This is a genomic window from Breoghania corrubedonensis (genome assembly GCF_003053845.1).
GTDB lineage: Bacteria > Pseudomonadota > Alphaproteobacteria > Rhizobiales > Stappiaceae > Breoghania > Breoghania corrubedonensis.
Window position 1 is genome coordinate 1 of sequence record NZ_QAYG01000009.1, and the last position, 18,822, is coordinate 18,822.

Below are 18,822 nucleotides of genomic sequence, written 5' to 3' on the forward strand. Positions count from 1 at the left end.
CCAAACGATCCAAAACACCCATGACTGCCTCCAAAAGACAGTCTTGAATCACGCATCGATCCAAATGTGAATCCCATTAGAGTCCACACAACCTAGGCTATGTCCGCGGCCTTCAGTCCCGGATCACCAACACCGAACACTCCGCATGGCGCACGACCTTGGCCGCGTTTGACCCCAGAAGATAGGTGGCGAAACCGGGGCTGTGCGAGGCGATGACGATGAGGTCGGCGTTGAAGGCCTGCGCCTCCTCCAGAACCTCGTGGTAGACTGCCCCGGAACGCACCGAGACGCTGACGCGCTCTTCCGGCAGATCCAGCTTGGCGGCAATGAGAGCGAGCTGTTCGCGCGCATCCGCCGCGATTCGCGAATCGTAATCCGAATCCAGCGCCTCGGTCACGAATCCCTGAATCGGCGATATGACAGAGACCAGCCGCAACTCGGCATCGTACTGCTTGACGAACTCCACGGCCTTGGCGAGCGCGGCGTCCGCGAAGTCGCTCTCCGCCGGATCGATCGGGACCAAGATTGAATTATACATCGGCTATCGGCACCCCCTTATTTCCCCCACTTGATATATCACGCTCAGACGACCGTGGTGCCATCACATTGACAATCGTCACATTTGGCGAGTGAGTAGGAATACGAACTAATGTGTCGGGCGGTTCTCTCCATCCGGCATCCCTTCCCAATACGATACGGGGCATACGATAGTGAAACCGTTGGCGAGCGCGAGCCCACTTGACGCGAGCGCCGCGGCAGCGCCTCCTCCCCTTTGATCAACCCGATGGAGCATATCCGATGCCTTCCGAAGACCTCGCCACTCACGTTCCCTCGGGTCCCGCCGACGCCGTGCGCTGGCTGCGAGAGGCCCGCATCGACGAGGTGGAGTGCATCGTTCCCGACATGAGCGGAATCATGCGCGGCAAGATCATCCCGCGCGAGGATTTCATCCGTCTTTTCGAGGACGGCGTCCGGCTTCCCGAATTCCTGTTCTTCCAGGCCGTGACCGGTGATACCGCAGATGAAAGCGCCGTGGTCAATCCGCTCGACCGCGACATTCGCGCGGTACCCGATCTCAGTACGATGCGGCTGGTGCCGTGGTACGAGGAACCGACCGCGCAGGTGATCTGTGACTGCGTGTTCATGGACGGCAAGCCGGTGGATTTCGCGCCGCGCCAGGTTTTGCGCCATGTCCTGTCGCTCTACGCCGAAAGAGGGCTGAAGCCGGTCGTCGCGCCCGAGCTTGAATTCTACCTGACGGGCCGCAACGACAATCCGGACCTGCCGCTGACCGTCCCCGAAGGACTTTCCGGCCGCAAGGAGTCCGGCCATCAGGCCTACGGCATCGAGCATGCCAACGACTACGACCACGTCGTCAACCTGATCTACGACTATTGCGAACAGAGCCGCATCGAGATCGCCACCATGGCACACGAGGCGGGCCCGGCGCAGCTTGAGATGAATTTCCGCCACGGCGATCCGATCGAGCTTGCCGACCAGACCTTCCTGTTCAAACGCACCGCCCGGCTCGCCGCGCGCCGGCACAACATGGTCGCGACCTTCATGGCCATGCCGCATCAGGACATGCCGGGTTCGGCCACCCATATCCACCAGTCGATCGTGCGGCAGGAAGACGGCTCCAACATCTTCGTCGACGCGGAAGGAGCCGACTCGCCCGCGCTGCTGCACTATATCGGCGGACTGCAGACCTATGTGCCGGCGGCAATGTCGGTGTTTTGTCCGAACGTGAATTCCTACCGCCGCATCCGCCTTGAATCGGATGCGCCGATCAACGTTCACTGGGGGCGCGACAACCGCACCTGCGGACTGCGCGTGCCCGATTCCTCGCCCGCTTCCCGTCGGGTGGAAAACCGTGTCATCGGCGCCGACAGCAATCCCTATCTCGCCATGGCGGCAACGCTTGCCTGTGGCCTGCTGGGGCTTGAGGAGGAACGCGAACCGGAGCCAATGGTGGATGTCGATGCGCACACGCTTGGCGTCTCGTTGCCATGGCACATCCACCAGGCGCTGTCGGTGCTGCAGGAATCGGAGCCCTTGCGCCGCATCCTGGGCGGCCGCTTCGTCGATGCCTATGTCGACGTCAAGCAGCTCGAATGGCGCCTCTACAACAAGGTCATCTCGTCGTGGGAGCGTGAGTATCTGCTCTTGAACGTGTAACAACACGACGTCGCAACCAGGGATAGGGCTCGCGTTCGGACCACGTGCAAGGTCCCACGGGCTAATCCCGCAAGGCTGAACGATCACGTATTCAGAACGATACAATTGTCATCTGTTATGCGCATGCACCGCCTGATCGTGGTGACATAGCCCCATTTCTTCTTCTTCCGCAAACGGTTGACAAAATCTGCCTCCGCCGGCGTGCCGGGCACAACCTCGCCGCGCGGGCACGCATCCAGTTGTGCTTCCCAAACGTCCATGTTCTGTTTCAGACCTCGAAAAAGCCGGACTTCTTCCATCGAGAAATTCGGGGATCTGACGTCTATAACGTTGCATCCATTGCGATAATTGGCAACGAGCCAGGTGAAGTCCGCCGTGTCAATTTCTTTGTCGAGCCAGTTCTGTCCGTATTTTTCGACCAGAGGCCGCGCCGTCATGTTTATCTTTTGCGCGAAATCCTTTGGCGGACAGATCCGTATTTTGTCCCTGAGATTTCGAAAGCTCAGGAAGGGAACGTGGAAGATCGAATACGATGTATCCTGGGGAAAACGTTTTCTGAGTTTTCCGAGGACACCCCAATTGAGGTTCAAGGGACGGTGATTACCTTCCGTTATCAGGAAATTTCGGAACAGACGCGTGTTATACGCCATCTTGCTCGTTCCCGATGGTTCGCGCTGGAAGGACAGCGCAGCGGCATCGGTCAGATTTGCAACGGTTCCGACAGGAACACCATTGCGCCAATGCAGACTGACGACACTCTTGTCAGCATGCCTCTCCATGAATTCCCTCGTCTCGGACAAGCTCGAGAATGGGAGGAATTCATCGATGTCGAGCACGAAGACCCAATCGAACCCCCGGATCTCGGCGAAATTTGACAAGACGGAGTTGATGTTCACATCCGATGCGAAGATCGCCATGCGGGACCTGAACACCGAAACCCGATCGGTTGCCAAGCCACGATAGTCCTTGTCGGAGTTGTGATCGATCAGGAATATCTTGTCGACGCATCGCAGGTGATAGGCAAGAAACGCCGGGATGTATTGCCTGCTGTTTTTCGTCTGAACGACTATGCACGATTTCTTATTAGAGAACATATTTCTTATTTTTTGTATCACACGTGGCGCGTGACTTCGCGATAGCCCGTCAACGGGGCGTATCATCTGTCGGACACGCCATCAGGCGCATGTGGTTTGCGGGACCGGCTGGCAGGCTGCGGGACCAGCCGGAGGGAGGGCTTGCTTGGAGGGAGGACTTGCTTGGAAGGAGACTGTCTTGAGGGTTCTCTTGGTGGGCGACAGGCCGGTCTGGCGAGGATAGCGGGAGCGTCGACAGGCGCGGAAGATCTCGCCCTCCCGCGTTCAGGGCGCCGGTTCATTTGCGAAAAATGTCCGCAACAGCACGCTGTCCGCCTGTCTACGGAGGAATTCGGGAACGTTCGCGCCAAGCTATCAGAGCGGCATTAGGGGGAATAATCAGTCATCATGCCGCATGTGGGAACGAAGTCTGGAAGGGGGGTGTCCCTGACAAGGCCACGACCATAGCCGTGCCGACTGCCGGGCAGAGCGGCCCGGAACGTTCCCGAACCGGAATCCGGTCGCAGGAAATGCAGGCCAGCAGCCCGTCAGGATTTCGCAGGACGGCTTTCTGGCATGACAGGACGATTGAAAGACACGGGCGGAAAGGCGTGAAGCCTCAGGCCTGGCGTTCGGGGATCTGGACGACGAGGCCGTCGAGCTCTTCTGTCATCTTGATCTGGCAGGACAGCCGTGATGTCGGGCGCACGTCGTAGGCGAAGTCGAGCATGTCCTCTTCCATCGGCTGCGGCGAACCGGTGGCCTCGCTCCACTCCGGATCGACGTAGACATGGCACGTCGCGCAGGCGCAGGCGCCGCCGCATTCGGCCTCGATGCCGGCGACCATGTTCTTGATCGCGTTTTCCATGACGGTGGTGCCGACAGCGGCCTCCACGGTTTTCCGCTCGTTGCCGTCGGCGCTGACATAGGTGATCTTTGGCATGAGGCTTCGCTGACTGGAGTTCTCGGGAGGATGGGAGTTCCTCCCGACATAACCGCTCCGCAGCCACAGTCAAGTCAAGGCAAAGCGCGGGCCGTCAAAAATGCCAATTCGCCGATCGGCAACGGCGTCGTGACCAGCCGGGCCGACGCTCAGGCTCTTTCGTTCAGGCCCGTTCGTTCAGGCCCGTTCGTTCAGGCCCGTTCGTTCAGCAAATGCCGGATGAAGGCGTTCGCCGCGCTGATCGCGTCTTCAAGATCGCCGGAAAGCCCGTCCGTCATGGCCTGCGCATCTGCCTCCAGACGTTCCGCGAGATCGGCCACCTGCCAGGCGCCGATACCGCGCGCCGAGCCCTTGATGGTGTGAACCGCCCTGGCTCGCTGGGCGGCATCGTGCGCCTGCTTCAGTTTTTCCATCCAGATTTCGGACTGACACGAGAAGAGCCGCAACACCTCATGTTCCAGCTCGCGGTTGCCGAAAGTGTGGCGGGCGAGATGCACGAGATCGACGGGTGCCGCCGCCTGACGTGTTTCGCTCGCAAGAGGAAGGCTGGATGACGCCATGTCGGTCTCCACAAGTCGCGCCCGGTCTTCCGCAGTCGGAATGACAGACGGGGTCCGGACACCTCATCAAGATGCCCTCAACCGGCAAAAACGGGGTTAAGGGTGAATAGGGTTTTCCCCGCAGTGATGCCGGCACGCATCAACAAAGTGAATTTTTGGTTAACACCCTGTCTCACGGGGCAATGGGTCCGCCGACGCGGCCGGCACGAGATACCGCGACCACGACGCAACCTGCGCCGCCCTCCGGGAGCGTCCGCCCCGCCCGCGCACAAATGACCACGAGACGCCACAAACGCCGCAGCGAACGATGCGGTTGCTCCGTTTCGTTTAATTTTCTATATATTTAATAGATACTTATACAAATTCCCGAGACATGCCCCCCGCGAAGAGCGATCAAGCGACGAGCCTGGTTCTACGGTATCTCGAAACCACAATCGCTACTGGCGCCTGCGCCTCGCCCCGGTCCCGACGAGCGGGGCACGACACGTTCGCGCATCGACATCCAGGGGAACGGCGAGCCCTGATTCCCGACATGAGGAACCTTGCGCAAGGCCCCTGACAGGGCTTGCGGCCCCCCCCCTGGCCAACTGAGATTTCTTGTCCATTTACCCTGTTTGTGCCAATAACATGGGAGATGTGGCTGAATGCGAAGAACGTGCTGTCGGCACAAGGCGTTATTAAGAGCCGATGTGTTAGCGGCAGGATCGTGTACCGGGACGGGACACGGACGGTCTTCGGCCACAGGGGTCGTGCCTAACATTGACCATGATGACAAGGTTCATGGCGGCCGAGCCAGAAATGGCCGCATTTGCGATGAGTCCAGCGGTGGCGGCCGCCGGGCTCGGTGACGTGTATCTCGAATGCGGCAACGGCGAACGGCAATCTGTCGCCGGCAAGTACAGAGTACCGACAGAGGCGATCTGACATGGCGGGTAAATCGCAAAAGTCCACGGATCCGGCGGAAGCGGCCCTTTCGGCCGTTGAAGAGGCGCTGAAGCTCGAGTTCGAGAGCGACACGCGCAGCGCTTCCGGCACGGGCGTGGACACTGGGGAAAGCGGCACTACGGGGAACGGCGACGCGGTCGATGCGATCGCGGCGGCGGTGAGTGCGCGCGAACAGGAAGAAAAGAGCGCGCCGAGGCGAGGCCGACGCGCCCGCTCGACCAGGCAGAGCGCGGCCAATGACGACCGCCGCTCGATCGGCAACCTGATCTACGCGCTGCAGCGCCAGCCTTCGACGGCGCCGGTGTGGATCGCCTTCCTTCTGTCCATCGCCTGGGTCGGTATCGGCGGCGGGATTATCTGGTCGGCCTTCAATACCGAAATCAATTCCATCACGACGCTGAGCGAGATCGCGCGCTACCCCTCGCTGATCGCCGCCGGTATCGCGCTCGTCCTGCCTGTCGTGTTCTTCCTGGTTCTGGCGATCATGATCCGCCGCGCACAGGAAATGCGGATCGTCGCGCACGGCATGACCGAAGTCGCGTTGCGTCTCGCCGAGCCGGAAGACATCGCAAAGGAATCCGTGCTCAATGTCGGCCAGGCTATCCGCCGCGAAGTCGCCGCCATGGGCGACGGCATCGAACGCGCGATCGCACGGGCCAGCGAACTGGAAGTGCTCGTTCACAACGAGGTCGCCTCGCTTGAACGCTCCTACAACGACAACGAGCTGAAGATCCGCGCGCTGATCGACGATCTGGTCAGCCAGCGCGAAGCCATCACCGCCAACGCCGATCGCGTGCGCACCTCCATTTCCGGCGCACACGAAAGCCTGGCGACGCAACTCTCCACCACCGCCGAGCAGATCGACACCGCTGTCAGCACCGCCAACAGCCGGCTGACCGAAACGTTCGATTCCCGCGCGATGAACTTCACCTCCGCCGTGGACGAGCGACTGGAGAACATGACGGCATCGCTCGACGCGGCCGGCCGCGGACTGGTCGATTCCCTGTCGTCGCGCGGCGAGGACTATGTCGACCGCCTGACCCGCTCCTCTTCCGAGCTTTCGGAAGTGCTGAGCCAGCGCGGCAGCGAGATCAATGTGCGCCTGTCGGAAACCGCCGACAGCCTGGTCACCACGTTGATGGACCGCGGCACGGCCATCAACAAGCTGCTGAGCGAAACCGGCACCAGTGTCACCGAGACGATCGGCCTGCGTTCGGCCGAGGTCAACGACACGCTGACCATGGCGGGAACGACGATCACCGAGGCCTTCGCGCGCCACAGCGAGGACATCACCTCCCGCCTCGACCAGACCGGCCAGAGCCTGATCGGCGAAATCGGCGAAAAGGTTTCCGCGCTCGACGAGCGGATGCGCTCGACCGGCGACGAGGTCATCTCCTCGATGTCCCATCACGGCGGCGAGGTGGCCGACCACATCGCCACCAAGGGTGCGGAGATCATCGACACGATCACCAGCCGCACCAGCGAAGTCGCGGACATCCTGCAGGGCACCGGCGAGTCCATCGTCGTCGACCTGTCGCTGCGCGGCGGCGAGATCGCGGCCAAGCTGGACAGCACGGCCAGCCATCTCACCGAAACCATCACGGTCAAGGGCGGCGACCTGGCCGAACGGCTGGGCAGCATTGGTGAACGCATCCACGAGTCGATCACCGTCGAGGGCGAGCAGTTGGACAAGCGGCTTGCCTCGCGCGGCGAAGCGATGGCCGAACTCATCGCCAGCCACGCGGCCGACTTCGACGCCACCGTCGCCTCCGCCACCACAGAAATCAGTGCGGCTCTGGGCGAACGCTCCTACGAGCTTGGCCAGCGCCTGTCGGAAACCGGCACCGAGCTTGCCCGTCTCATGGGTGCGCGCGGCGATGCGATCGCCAACGAGCTGGGCGCCATCGGCGGCCGCATTTCCGAGACCGTCGACGTACGTGCCCGCGTGCTTCAGGACAGCCTGACAAGCCGGCTCGCCGAACTTGATACGCTCATCAACGAGCGCGGTGGTGAGCTTGTCGGCTCCTTCGGCAATCGCACGACGGAGCTTTCCACGGCTATCGAAGGCCATCTCGGTGCCATGGACAGCACGCTGGAGGAACGCGCCCGCGCCCTCAACGCATCGCTCGAACAGCACCGCGAGCGCATCGACGGAACGCTGGAGGAGCGCACCGGCACGATCAACTCCGCGCTGGAGCGGCGCATCGGCGCCATGGATCGCGCCCTGGAGGAACGCACCGAAGCACTGGACGCCGCGCTGGAAAGCCGGTCCAACACCCTCGACGCCACCTTCGAGAACCGCAGTCTGGCGCTCAACGAGGCGCTGGAAAACCGGACGACCGCACTCGCCTCCTCGCTCGAAACCGGCACCACCCGCATCACGCAAGCCCTGGAAACCAGCGGCGGCCGCATTGGCGAGACGGTGGAGAGCGCTTCCACCCGTATCGCGGAAACGCTGGAGAGCGGCGCGACCCGGATCACCGAGACGCTGGACAGTGGCGGCAGCCGCATCGCGGATACCTTCGATGACAAGACGGCGATCGTCTCCGATGTCCTCAAGGCCCGCGTCGAGGAAGCCGGCGCCGACTTCGACCGTCGCACCGACGAGATCGCCAAGCGGCTTGACGAGCGCTCGCAGGCGATCGGCGAGACGATGGCGGAAAAGCTGGAGTCCTTCGACAAGGCCGTCGGCGACCGCATCGACGGAGCCGCCAGCCATATCAACGAGCGGTCCGACAAGCTCGCGGAGACGATGAGCAGCAACATCACCCGCGTCGACGAGACGCTGGATGCGCGTGCCCGTCAGATCTCCGAGACCCTGATCGCCCGCACCCGCGAGATCGCGGGCGCCTTCGTCGTCGGCCAGAACGAGATGACCGACGCGCTCAACGGCCGCCTGGACGAGGTGAGCAAGGTGCTCTCCCGCCAGACCCAGCAGCTCACCGAGATGCTGTCGGAGCGCATCGCCGAGATCAACGTCTCGCTCGGTTCCAAGGTGTTCGAGGTCGCCGAGACGCTGGACGGACGCGCCGGCGAGATCGAGCGCATCCTGAACGACCGGCTTTCCGCCATCACCGGCTCGCTGGCCGATGAGAGCGAGAAGGCCCGTTCGGTGGTCACCGAGGCCATGAACACGGCTTCGGAAGTCATGAAGGGCGAGAGCGGCAACGTCCGCGACCTGGTTCTCCAGGCCGTGGAACAGGCCGGACGCTCAATGAATGCGGAAAGCGAGAAGGCCCGCACGCTCTACACGGCAACGCTCGCCGAACTGGGCGGAGCGCTTTCGGGCGAGAGCGAGCAGGTCCGCGAGACCATGGCGCGCACCATCGCCGAAGTCTCCGGCAGCCTGAACGCGGAAAGCGAACACGCCCGCATCATCCTGGAGAAGACCTCCGAACAGCTTCATCAGCTTGTTTCCGGCGAGGCCGACGAGCTGCGCGATCGCGTCACGCTGGCCGTGCGCGAAGCCGCCCGGGTGCTTACCGACCGCAGCCGCATCGTCACCGAAGACCTCAAGGAACAGGCGAGCACGTTCAACGAGACGCTGTCCGCCCGCTCGGCCGAACTTTCCACCCTGCTGGGCACGGACGGCAACGAGCTGGTCTCGGCCATCGAGGCACGTTCGCGCGACCTCACCGGCCGCATGGACGAGGTCCACAACGCCATCCTCGAGGCGATCACCGTCAAGGGCCGCGACGTCTCCGAGAACATCGCCCGTCAGGGTCTGGAGACGACACGTTCCATGGCCGCGACCGGCGAGGAGATCGCAGCCGCGATCGATGCCCGCTCGCGCGACGCGGTGGCGCTGCTCGGCTCCACCAACGATCGCCTGCAGTCGGAAATCGCCGGCATTCTCGACCGTCTCAACCAGTCCAACACCGGACTTCGCGAGGTGCTGTCGAGCGCGGGCGAGAACCTCAACGAGATCGAGACCAAACTCACCCAGCGCGCCGGAGAGTTCCGCACCGCGGTGGACCGCGCGGTCACCGATACCAACGAGTCGACCGCGATCATCGGCGATCAGGTGGCGGCACTTCGCACCGTATCCGGTGCCATGCTCACCGACATCACCGATCTCGCCGACCGCTTCGAGCAGCAGAGCCAGCAGATCACCACAGCGGCCCGCCAGCTCGACGACACCCAGCGCACGGTCACGCGCTCGGTGAACGAGCAGGCCTCGACAATCGAGAACGCGGCGGAAAGCCTCGTCACCAAGACCGACGCTGTCGACGAGCTGATGCAGAACTTCGCACAGCTTCTGGCCGGCACGCTGTCGAGTGCCGACGAGAAGGCCCGCGCCGTCGTCAACCTGCTCGGACGCACCGCCGACACCGCGACGCAGACGCTGAACGACCAGCTCACCACGCTGGAAGAGACCGCGTCCGCCCACGGCGACAAGGCCCGCGACGCCGTGCAGGCCGCACAGGCCCAGTTCGTGGAAGAGGTCGGCCGCACCGTCGGCGAGGCTTCCGAGCGCTTCAACGAGGCGACCAAGCGCATGCGCGAAGTCGCCCGTGAAGTGCAGCGTGAACTGGAAGCCACCCGCGCCGAACTGAAGCGCGGCGTGCTCGACCTGCCGGAGGAAACGCAGGAATCCACCGCCGCCATGCGCAAGGTTGTTTCCGAGCAGATCCGGGCCCTGAACGAGCTGTCGGAGATCGTCTCGCGCCAGTCTAACGCGCTCGACGTCGCCCCGCCCCAGGCACAGCAGGCCCATGCCCAGGCTCAGCCGAGCCGCCAGCCGGCCGCGCCTGCGCAGGCACCGGCACAACACACGGTGGCACGCGCCCCGCAGCAGCCCTCCCCGGCTCCGGCCAAGCCGGCGCAAGCCTATCAGCGCCCGGCCGTCGTTCCGGCGGCAGCGCCCGCGGCTGCAAAACCGGCCCCCCAGCAGCCCGCGCCCCGTCGTCCCGTCCAGCCTGCGGCTACCCAGCCGGCGGAACGTGGCGGCCAGCGCGGCACCCCGGCGGGCCAGCCCAAGGGCTGGGTGTCCGACCTGCTGCGCCGTGCCTCCGAGGAAGAGCGGGAGCAGCCCGAAGCCGAGCAGGCTCCGCGCCGCGACCGCCCCGCGCCTGCGGGCAATGGCGGAAACGGAAATGGCGGGCGTTCGCAGCTTCACATGGTCGAGTCGCTGAACTCGCTGTCGATGGACATCGCACGTGCCATCGACCACGAGACATTCATCGACCTGTGGGACCGCTACCGTGCGGGCGAGCGCAACGTCTTCACGCGCCGCCTCTACACGCTGCAGGGTCAGCAGACCTTCGACGAAATCCGCTCCAAGTATCAGCGCGACCCGGAGTTCCGCTCCGCCGTCGATCGCTATATCGAGGATTTCGAGGCACTGCTCACCCAGGTCTCCCAGAACGACCGCGACAACATGCTGAGCGAGACCTACATGTCGTCCGACACGGGCAAGGTCTACACCATGCTCGCCCACGCCAGCGGTCGCCTCGACTGAGGGTTCGGCTTTCGCGAAACAACAAAGGGCGCGTCCTCGGACGCGCCCTTTGTTCGTTTTCACTTCAAAATTCCGGTCGATTTATCCAGCGTCATTCCCCGGCTTCGTCCGGGGGATCCAGCGCTCAGCGCACGCTCCGGCCCCCGCTGGATTGCCCGGACTGCGCCGGGCAGACGGTGACGGGCGTGGTGGTCAAGAGGCAGAAGGGCCGCGAGCCGTCCGGAAGGATCGGCGCCACGCATCGTCCATGCCGCCGCATTATCCCCGCATCAACAGCGCCGAGCCGATGCCGCCGGCGGCGGCGATGGCGCACAGACCTGTCCCGCCCGAGATACCCGGTTCGTGATAGAGCCGGCAGGCGAGGATGGCCCCAGACGCGCCGATCGGGTGACCGCGCGCGAGCGCCCCGCCGCCGAGATTGACACGCTCGTCCGGCAGATCCGCCCCGCGTATGCAGGCCATTGCCTGCGCCGCATAGGCTTCCATCAGTTCCACCACGGCGAGGTCGCCCACACCAAGCCCCTGCCCTTCAAGAACACGGTTCACGGCTCTGACGGGCGCAATGCCAGGCATGGAACTCTCGCCCCCGGCGCTCGCGTATCCGGCGATCTCGACCCCGCGCAGATGAGGCATCGCGCGAAGCACGTCGGCTGAGACCACAAGACAGAAGGCCGCCGCATCCGCCTCCACCGCCGTAGCCGCGACACTGACAGAACCCGACACGGCCGGCGTACGCGCGGCAAGTTTCGGCGAAAGGGCGCGGGTGAACGTGTCCCGTTCCACACCTTCAAGCGGCACGATCTCGCGGACGAGCCGGTCGCGTGCGGCAAGGGCGCGGGCGTGGCTCTCCACCGCATAGGCGTCCTGTTCATCGCGGGTGATGGCGTATTGGCGGGCGAGTTCGTCCGCCGCATCCGCCATATCGGGATCCTGATCGGGAAACGGCGAGAATGGCGGCCGGGTATAGAATTCGGGCTCGCGCCCATCCGCGAATGTGTGCGCGCGCAACGGACGCAGCGAGAAACTCTCCGCTCCTCCCGCAATCACGATCCGCGCCTGCCCGGCGTCGATCATGGCTGAGGCCAGAGCGATCGCATCCAGCCCGCCCGCGCATTGCGCATCGATGCTGAGGCCCGAAACATGGGCAAGCCCCGCCGCAAGGGCGGTGACCCGCGCCGGGTTTCCCCCGCCGCCCAGCGCGTTGGAGAGGATGAGCTGATCGACATCACCGCCCTCGAGCCCCGCTTGCCGCAACAAGGCCGTGACAACGGGGGCGGCAAGCTCGTGCGGACGCAGCGCCTTGAAACCGCCGCCGCGCGGCACAACCGCCGTTCTGAGCGCTGCTGCCAGAAAACTCATGCGACCCTCTTTTCCAGTGCGCCGAGATCGGGCTTGCCGGAGGCGAGAAGCGGGAATGGGTCGAGATAGACAAAGCGGCGCGGCACCATCTCGGGGCCCAGATCATCGCGGATCTGCTGGCGAAGCCGCCGCTCCTCATCATCGTCCTTGTGGCCCTCGACGAAGACGAAGAGAACGTTTCCGCGTAACGGATCCCTGCGGGCGACGACCGCGCACACCCGTTCGCCCAAAGCCTCGGCCAGAACCCGTTCGATCTCTTCGGGGTAAACGTTCTTGTCCGCGATGGTGACCATGCGGCTTGTCCGCCCGGCAAGCCAGAGATATCCCGCGCCGTCCTGCCGGCCGAGCTCTCCCACCGTCAGCAAATCACCGTCGCGCCGCGTCTCCGCGCTCTCGCCTTCCGCGTACCCCTCGAAGAGATAGGGGCTCTTGACCCACACTTCTCCAACACCGTTCGTGGCGTCGCGGATCTCGATCTCGACGCCGGGATAGACACGCCCGACGGACCCTTGAGGCGTGTGTTCGTCACTCAGGGTGATGAAACTCGTTTCCGAAGCGCCGTAGAACTCCCGCAGGGCGGCGTTTGGAAAGACGGCGGAAACCCGGTCCGCCGTTATCCGGTCGAGCGCCCCACCCCCGCACAGGATGAGCCTGACATCGCGAATGATCCGCTCCGCTGGCAGCAGCTTGAGTTGCGTCGGCGTGGCATAGAGGACGCTGACGCCGGCCTGCGCCAACCTGTCGGCCTGATGATCGGGCCGCATGCCGGCCAGGACTTCGACGCAGGCACCCGCGTGAAGAGCTTCCAGAACACCATAAAGCGCCAACGAATGTCCAAGCGTACCGAACACCGCCGCGCGATCCCGCGCAGACAGTGCGAAGAGCTTCCGGTTGACCTCGAAGCTGCCTTCCCACGACGCATAAGTGCGGCGAATGACCTTCGGCCTGCCCCGGCTGCCCGAGGTCATGCATTCGATGTGACCGGTTCCGGGACGCGGCTCGACCCAGGGTGCGCGATGCGAGACCCGCAAGCTCGCCCCTTGCGCCCGCAGCAGGATCAGCAGGGAGAGCGCATCGGCCATGTCGCCTGATGCCTGCGCCAGGGGAAGGCCGCCACAAAAGACGGTTTGCGACACATCCGCCATCTTCAACGCTCCCCGTCGAAACCATGGAAGACGGCATAGTCGGCCAGCGGCGCCCGCTCGGTCCGAAACCCGTTCACCGGAGCCGCACCATCACCGCGCCCAAGCGCGATCCCGCAAACGACGAGTTCCTCATCGACAAGCCCCAGGCGGCGATGGACGAAACGTCCGTAATTCGAGAAGGCGCCGATACCGCAGCTCGCATAGCCGAGAGATTGCGCGGCAAGCATCAAGGCCATGATGGACATGCCGAGATCCATAAAGCATCCCGCCCCCATGTCGCGCCGAATGGAAACGATGATACCGACCGGCGCATCGAAGAACCGGTAGTTCGCGGCGAACTGCGCCTTGCGGGCGGCGATATCGCGCCTCTCGATACCGAGCGCCCGATAAAGGCTGTAACCGGCAGCCCTCTGCCTCTCCTTCAGGTGCGCGGGCATGGGCTCGGGCAAATAGCTGTATTCCAGCGGCTCCGGCGGTTCTGCCTGAACGTGTCCGGCCAGATCCTCGCAAAAGACGCACAGCGGGGCGCCCGTCAGGACATGAAAGCGCCCCGGTTGCAGGTTGGCACTGCTCGGCGCCGCGCGGGCGGTCGTCAGGATGCGTTCCACGACGTCGCCAGGGACAGGCTCTTCCAGAAATGTCCGACACGAATGCCGGCTTTCCATGAGCGAAAACAGCGGATTGTCGGGGCTGGTCATAGGGCGCAATCGCGATCACGGCACAGAGGAAGCGTTGCGCGGCTTATAGCCCCGAAGCCCTCATCCGAACAAGGATGGCAAAGCCACGGATCACAACCGGCAGAGGATCCGTTCACGGGACATCTGTCAGCGACAGCGCCTGAAACACGACGAAGGGCGCGTCCACCGACGTGCCCGTTCTTGCAGGTGAGCCTTCAACTGAAAAGCGATACACGCAGATAGCTTTCAAGATCGGTCTGCCCGCGCACGGGATCGTCCGGCTCTTCGATCCCGCCATCCACGACAACCCCGGTCATGCGGGCGAAGGAGTGCGCCGACGCGGCCGAAAACCCAGCCTGGCGGTAGCGCGCCTCCCAGTCGCGTGGCGGCACCACATCCAGCCGCACCGCGCGCCCCCAGATCGTGGAAAGCGTATGTGCCACGTCGCGCGGCGTATAGCGCCGCGGCCCCTCCACATGCCATGGCGCCACATCACCCGCCGGATCGAGCAGCCGGCGCGCGGCCGCCTGCCCCAGATCGTCGGGCGAAACCATCGCGAGCGGCATGTCGCCGGGAAGGAAGGAAACCAGCCGGCCTCTTTCATGCGCCTGCCGGGCGGGGGCCAGCCAGTTGCTCATGTAGAAGGCGCCGCGATTGATCGCGGCCGGGATCGGCTGAGCGAGCGCGCCCTGTTCCAGCGCGTGCAGCACCGTCAGATCACCGCATTGCGTGCCCGGACGCGCACCATAGGTCGAAATCACGACGACCTTTTCCAAAGGGACGCCTTCGAGTGCCGCAAGGATCGCGGCCACACTGGCGCTTTCATCGGCATCGACATCGCCGGCCGGGTTCGCAGGCGGATTGAGAAGCAGGGCTCGGTTGCCACAGGCCAGGATACGATGCAGAGACCGCGCGTCACCTATATCGGCAACCGCGATTTCGGCTCCGGCCGCCCGCAAACTGTCCCCACGAGACGCATCGCGTGTGACGATGGTCACCGGCTCTCCGCGCGCCAAGAGATACCGCGCCGCCGCCGCGCCCACCTGCCCTGTTCCGCCCAGAATGATATGCACGGTCCAACTCCTTGTTCGTTCGCATGCGAACGCGGAGTAGCACCCGTCCCGGTCAATTCATGTCAGGAACGCGCATCACAGATCGGCCTCCGGCTCCTCCAGCCTGTATTCGGCCAAGAGGATACGCCGGGGTGCGGGCAGGCGATCGACAAGGTTGTGCAAGGACTGGATGCGATCGAGGCGAAAGTGGCGGAACGCCTCGCGGCGCTCGCACCATGCGACCAGGATCCGGGTTTCATCGAAGAAGGCCAGCGCGACGGGCCAGACAATGCGCCGCGTCTCCGTGCCGCCCGCATCGCGATAAAGGATCTCGATCTTGTGCTCGTCGGCAATGGCCCGCCGCACCTGCCCGATCCGTTCGCCGTCTTCCGAGTTCGACGGAGCGACCGCGAGACCGTTCGTGCGCATGGCGCGCGCGCGATCTTCCTCAAGGCCGCCCGCGATCTTGGCAAGGGCACCGGACGCAGCCTCGCACAGATCGCGATCGCCGCGACGTTGCACGAAGCGGAGCCCCAGCAGCACGGCGTCGGCTTCAAGCGGGGTCAGCGCCAATGGCGGAAGAAAGAAGCCGGCCCCCAGCACAAAGCCGAGCCCCGCCACGCCCTCCACGGGTGCGCCAAGCTCGGCCAGAACCTTGAAGTCGCGCAGGATGGTGCGTTCGGACACGTCGAACTTGTCCGCCAATTGCTTCGCTGTGACGGGCCGACGGTGTGCGCGCAGTTCCTCAAGAAGAGCAAGAAGACGTCCGGAACGCCGGGTCATGGCTGGTTCCACATGGCCTGTCGGCAAGACACCGTGTCGCTATGACGGGAAGACCCCGCCCCTTTCAGATCCGCCCGAGCGTCCAGTTCACGAGATCCACGAGACACTTATCGGTGGCGCGGTTGATCGCGGCGACGGCGTCGCCGACCGTGTCGCCCGAGGCGCGTTGGTCTGCCTGAAAGGTGCGACTGGCGAGGACCTTGCCGTTGCGGTCGTTGATGATCTTGGCGGAGAACTCTACCCGTGCCACACGCCCGCCATCGACCGCGAGCTGGAAGGCACGGATATCGGTGGCGATCTGATAGTCGATCAGCAGACCTTCGCCCGGTTGACCGACCGCTCGCACACCGCCTGAATTCTGGAAGGCCTCGATGATCTTGGACTGAAGCAGACGCGGGACACGGTCGCTCCAGGCGGAGCCGCCAAAATAGCTCATCGAGATATCGTCGGAGACAACGGCGATATTGTCTGTATCCAGGGCAGCCAGGGTGCGCGGCGCCGCAATGAGAATCTGAGCGTTGCTGCGATGCGGCTTGGCGCCGAAATCACGCGGGGCGCCGAGCGTGTAGATGTCGCGCGGAGCGGAGCCGCCGCTGATCGCGGCACACCCGCTCACCGCCACCGCGACGAGCGCGACGGCCGCACTCCGGCGGGCCGCACCTGCGATCGTTCTCAGCCAAACCATTCCGCCTGCCGTCCCTTTGCCCACGTATACCTGCCGGGCCAACCGGCATCGCACCACGCCGATCATCTTGTAGACCTTAAGGCGCCCCCGGCGCTTCCAAGGCACGCCCGCACCGTCCGGTCTTTTGCGCTATTCACACAAGCGCGTAAAGCATCATGCGCCACCAGCCCTGGATATCGAACCAACGCTAGCGCCGCTTTCTTTCGCCATCATAGACGGGAACATCGTCGCCGCCATAAAGAACACGGCTCGGATTGCGATCGAAATTGGCGAATACAGTTCGTATTTCTTCCAAGGTCTGCCGCGCCTGTTCGATCAGCGCGTCCACATTACGCAGGCTCCTGTTCGAAAAACGAGCGAACCCGTCGGTGATCGGTCCGATCCGGCTGTTCAGCTTGTCGGCGACTTCGCGGATCGAGCGTGCCGCCGCCGTCGCCTCCACGATCAGCCCCTCGCCATCGCCCGCCACATAGCCATCGACCTTGGTCAGGATGTCGTTGACCTTCGAAGAGGCCACATCGAGCTTTCCGGAAACGTTCCGCGCATCCGAGATCACCCGGTCGATATCGGGCTGGCGATCGCGCACGTCCTTGGTGAAGGCCTGCAGGTCGGCGGAGGCGCCGCGCGCATCCGCGATCGCCCCCTCGATCGCGGTGGTCTGGCCGGCGATGCTCTTGGTGACCTTGTCGACCGAGGCGACGATGTCGGAAACCCGGTTGGGATCGACGGAGCGGATCACCTTGCCCGCATCATCCATGACGCCGTTGACGTTGCCGGCCACCGTCTTCAGCTGATCGGCAACCGATCCGGCATCGTCGATGAACTTGGAGATGCGTTCGGACTTCGCCGCCACCGTATCGCTTGTCTCGCGGATGCTGGCTGCCGCCGCGCGTGCGTCGGTGATGATCTGGTCGATCTCCTCCGCCTTGGCGGAGAGCCGGTTCGTCACCGTCTCCACATTGGCGACGATCATGCGGATCTTGTCGCGGTCCACGGCGCTGACGACGGCATCAACCTTCTCCAGTACCGTATTGAGCCCGACGGAAAACTGCGAAAGCTCATCCGTCACCTTTCTTGCGCCGGCGGCCACCTGATCAACCTGGTCGAGCGCATTGTCGAGCTTGCCGGAGGCATTGGTCATGTTGTCGACGAACTTCGACACCTTGTCCGGATCGACGGCCGTAATAAGCGTGTCCGCCCTGTCGACAAGTCCCTGGAGCTTTCCCGACAGGCTGGTAAACGCCTTCGTCGCATCCGACAGACTTGCCATGAACCCGCCGACACCATCTGAATTGGCGGCCAGCGCGTCGGTGAACTTCGTGATGTTGTCCACCGCCTTGCCGACGGCCGGCCGATTATCCTCGATCAGACCATTGATGGTCGACAGCGATTGATCCGCCTTGGAAAGCACGTCCCGCGCACCCTGCATCAGGTCCTGAAAGCCCGAACGTTCCGCGATCAGTTCCGGGTTCTGTTCCGTTTCCAGAAGCGAGGGCTTGTCTGCGGATCCACCAACGAGTTCCACATAGGCCACGCCCGTCAGACCGGAAAAACCGAGGGATGCCTTCGTATCGGCCCTGAGCGGCGTGTTCGGCCGGATGGCGGTCACCGCGACCACGCGGGTGGGATCGTCCTCGGCGAAGGTGAGATTGGTCACCTCGCCAACACGGATGCCGTTGAAGAACACCTGGCCCCCGACCTCAAGCCCCGTCACCGCGCCGGGAAAGATGACCCGCAGCGTCCTGCGCGAATTGCCTTCGCCCGTTCCCGCCAGCCACCAGACGAAAATGAAGGCGGAGAAGATCGTCAGCATGACGACCGACCCGATCGCGATGTAGTTTGCCCGGGTTTCCATTCCCGTCCGCTCCTTACGATCAGGCCGCCGTGACGACGACCCGGTCCGCATGCTGTTTAACGGCCTTCCATTGCCGTCTCCCGCGCCCCCGCTCCGCTGATGCGGC

General features: G+C 63.9%; 14 protein-coding genes. 3 read left to right on the forward strand and 11 right to left on the reverse strand.

Annotation, left to right across the window (positions count from 1 at the left end; genetic code table 11):
- Positions 1–112: 112 nt before the first annotated feature.
- A complete protein-coding gene (locus C8N35_RS18615; RefSeq protein ID WP_107991241.1) occupies positions 113–538 on the reverse strand; it encodes a universal stress protein in 426 nt (141 codons plus the stop codon).
- A gap of 260 nt (positions 539–798) precedes the next feature.
- Between C8N35_RS18615 and C8N35_RS18620 the strand changes: the two genes are divergently transcribed.
- On the forward strand, positions 799–2,178 hold the full coding sequence (locus tag C8N35_RS18620) for a glutamine synthetase family protein (RefSeq protein WP_107991242.1): 1,380 nt from the start codon (positions 799–801) through the stop codon (positions 2,176–2,178).
- Between the two features lie 83 nt (positions 2,179–2,261).
- Here the strand turns inward: C8N35_RS18620 and C8N35_RS18625 are convergent, their stop codons facing one another.
- The 3 genes from C8N35_RS18625 to C8N35_RS18635 all read right to left on the reverse strand — a co-directional run bounded on the left by C8N35_RS18625 (position 2,262) and on the right by C8N35_RS18635 (position 4,754).
- Positions 2,262–3,272, reverse strand: coding sequence for a glycosyltransferase family 2 protein (locus C8N35_RS18625; RefSeq protein ID WP_170122164.1), 1,011 nt, complete (start codon positions 3,270–3,272; stop codon positions 2,262–2,264).
- A 598-nt stretch (positions 3,273–3,870) separates the two neighbouring features.
- Positions 3,871–4,194, reverse strand: coding sequence for a 2Fe-2S iron-sulfur cluster-binding protein (locus C8N35_RS18630; protein ID WP_107991244.1), 324 nt, complete (start codon positions 4,192–4,194; stop codon positions 3,871–3,873).
- Positions 4,195–4,385: 191 nt separating this feature from the next.
- Positions 4,386–4,754: an Hpt domain-containing protein gene (locus tag C8N35_RS18635; RefSeq protein WP_107991245.1), complete on the reverse strand. Its 369-nt coding sequence runs from the start codon at positions 4,752–4,754 to the stop codon at positions 4,386–4,388.
- Between the two features lie 759 nt (positions 4,755–5,513).
- Here C8N35_RS18635 and C8N35_RS23920 point away from each other — a divergent pair.
- Both C8N35_RS23920 and C8N35_RS18640 read left to right on the forward strand, forming a co-directional pair.
- On the forward strand, positions 5,514–5,678 hold the full coding sequence (locus tag C8N35_RS23920; RefSeq protein WP_170122165.1) for a hypothetical protein: 165 nt from the start codon (positions 5,514–5,516) through the stop codon (positions 5,676–5,678).
- Between the two features lies 1 nt (position 5,679).
- The gene (locus C8N35_RS18640) at positions 5,680–11,160 is read left to right on the forward strand and encodes an apolipoprotein A-IV repeat region-like domain-containing protein (RefSeq protein WP_107991246.1); all 5,481 of its coding nucleotides are present in this window, start codon (positions 5,680–5,682) and stop codon (positions 11,158–11,160) included.
- Positions 11,161–11,418: 258 nt separating this feature from the next.
- On the opposite strand, the gene C8N35_RS18645 is transcribed toward C8N35_RS18640, so the two are convergent.
- The 7 genes from C8N35_RS18645 to C8N35_RS18675 form a co-directional block, all read right to left on the reverse strand.
- Entirely contained in the window at positions 11,419–12,519 is a 1,101-nt protein-coding gene (locus C8N35_RS18645; RefSeq protein ID WP_107991247.1) for a thiolase family protein, read from the reverse strand.
- Positions 12,516–13,664, reverse strand: coding sequence for an AMP-binding protein (locus C8N35_RS18650; RefSeq protein WP_107991248.1), 1,149 nt, complete (start codon positions 13,662–13,664; stop codon positions 12,516–12,518). The genes C8N35_RS18645 and C8N35_RS18650 overlap by 4 nt, the downstream gene beginning before the upstream one ends.
- A gap of 2 nt (positions 13,665–13,666) precedes the next feature.
- The gene (locus C8N35_RS18655; protein WP_210203599.1) at positions 13,667–14,362 is read right to left on the reverse strand and encodes a nitroreductase; all 696 of its coding nucleotides are present in this window, start codon (positions 14,360–14,362) and stop codon (positions 13,667–13,669) included.
- Between the two features lie 194 nt (positions 14,363–14,556).
- On the reverse strand, positions 14,557–15,414 hold the full coding sequence (locus C8N35_RS18660; protein WP_107991249.1) for an NmrA family NAD(P)-binding protein: 858 nt from the start codon (positions 15,412–15,414) through the stop codon (positions 14,557–14,559).
- A 75-nt stretch (positions 15,415–15,489) separates the two neighbouring features.
- On the reverse strand, positions 15,490–16,176 hold the full coding sequence (locus C8N35_RS18665) for a helix-turn-helix transcriptional regulator (RefSeq protein ID WP_107991250.1): 687 nt from the start codon (positions 16,174–16,176) through the stop codon (positions 15,490–15,492).
- 64 nt (positions 16,177–16,240) lie between these two features.
- Positions 16,241–16,861, reverse strand: a complete 621-nt coding sequence (locus C8N35_RS18670; RefSeq protein ID WP_107991389.1) for an ABC-type transport auxiliary lipoprotein family protein — start codon at positions 16,859–16,861, stop codon at positions 16,241–16,243.
- A gap of 187 nt (positions 16,862–17,048) precedes the next feature.
- Complete coding sequence (locus C8N35_RS18675; RefSeq protein WP_170122166.1) at positions 17,049–18,716, reverse strand: MlaD family protein; 1,668 nt, start codon at positions 18,714–18,716, stop codon at positions 17,049–17,051.
- Positions 18,717–18,822 lie beyond the last annotated feature (106 nt).

Bases quoted from the DNA above. Each gene is read 5' to 3' on its own strand.
- C8N35_RS18640 (WP_107991246.1), top strand. From the start codon at position 5,680: ATGGCGGGTAAATCGCAAAAGTCCACGGATCCGGCGGAAGCGGCCCTT.
- C8N35_RS18655 (WP_210203599.1), bottom strand. From the start codon at position 14,362: ATGACCAGCCCCGACAATCCGCTGTTTTCGCTCATGGAAAGCCGGCAT.
- C8N35_RS18630 (WP_107991244.1), bottom strand. From the start codon at position 4,194: ATGCCAAAGATCACCTATGTCAGCGCCGACGGCAACGAGCGGAAAACC.
- C8N35_RS18645 (WP_107991247.1), bottom strand. From the start codon at position 12,519: ATGAGTTTTCTGGCAGCAGCGCTCAGAACGGCGGTTGTGCCGCGCGGC.
- C8N35_RS18620 (WP_107991242.1), top strand. From the start codon at position 799: ATGCCTTCCGAAGACCTCGCCACTCACGTTCCCTCGGGTCCCGCCGAC.
- C8N35_RS18665 (WP_107991250.1), bottom strand. From the start codon at position 16,176: ATGACCCGGCGTTCCGGACGTCTTCTTGCTCTTCTTGAGGAACTGCGC.
- C8N35_RS18675 (WP_170122166.1), bottom strand. From the start codon at position 18,716: ATGGAAACCCGGGCAAACTACATCGCGATCGGGTCGGTCGTCATGCTG.
- C8N35_RS18615 (WP_107991241.1), bottom strand. From the start codon at position 538: ATGTATAATTCAATCTTGGTCCCGATCGATCCGGCGGAGAGCGACTTC.
- C8N35_RS18670 (WP_107991389.1), bottom strand. From the start codon at position 16,861: ATGGTTTGGCTGAGAACGATCGCAGGTGCGGCCCGCCGGAGTGCGGCC.
- C8N35_RS18635 (WP_107991245.1), bottom strand. From the start codon at position 4,754: ATGGCGTCATCCAGCCTTCCTCTTGCGAGCGAAACACGTCAGGCGGCG.
- C8N35_RS18625 (WP_170122164.1), bottom strand. From the start codon at position 3,272: ATGTTCTCTAATAAGAAATCGTGCATAGTCGTTCAGACGAAAAACAGC.
- C8N35_RS18650 (WP_107991248.1), bottom strand. From the start codon at position 13,664: ATGGCGGATGTGTCGCAAACCGTCTTTTGTGGCGGCCTTCCCCTGGCG.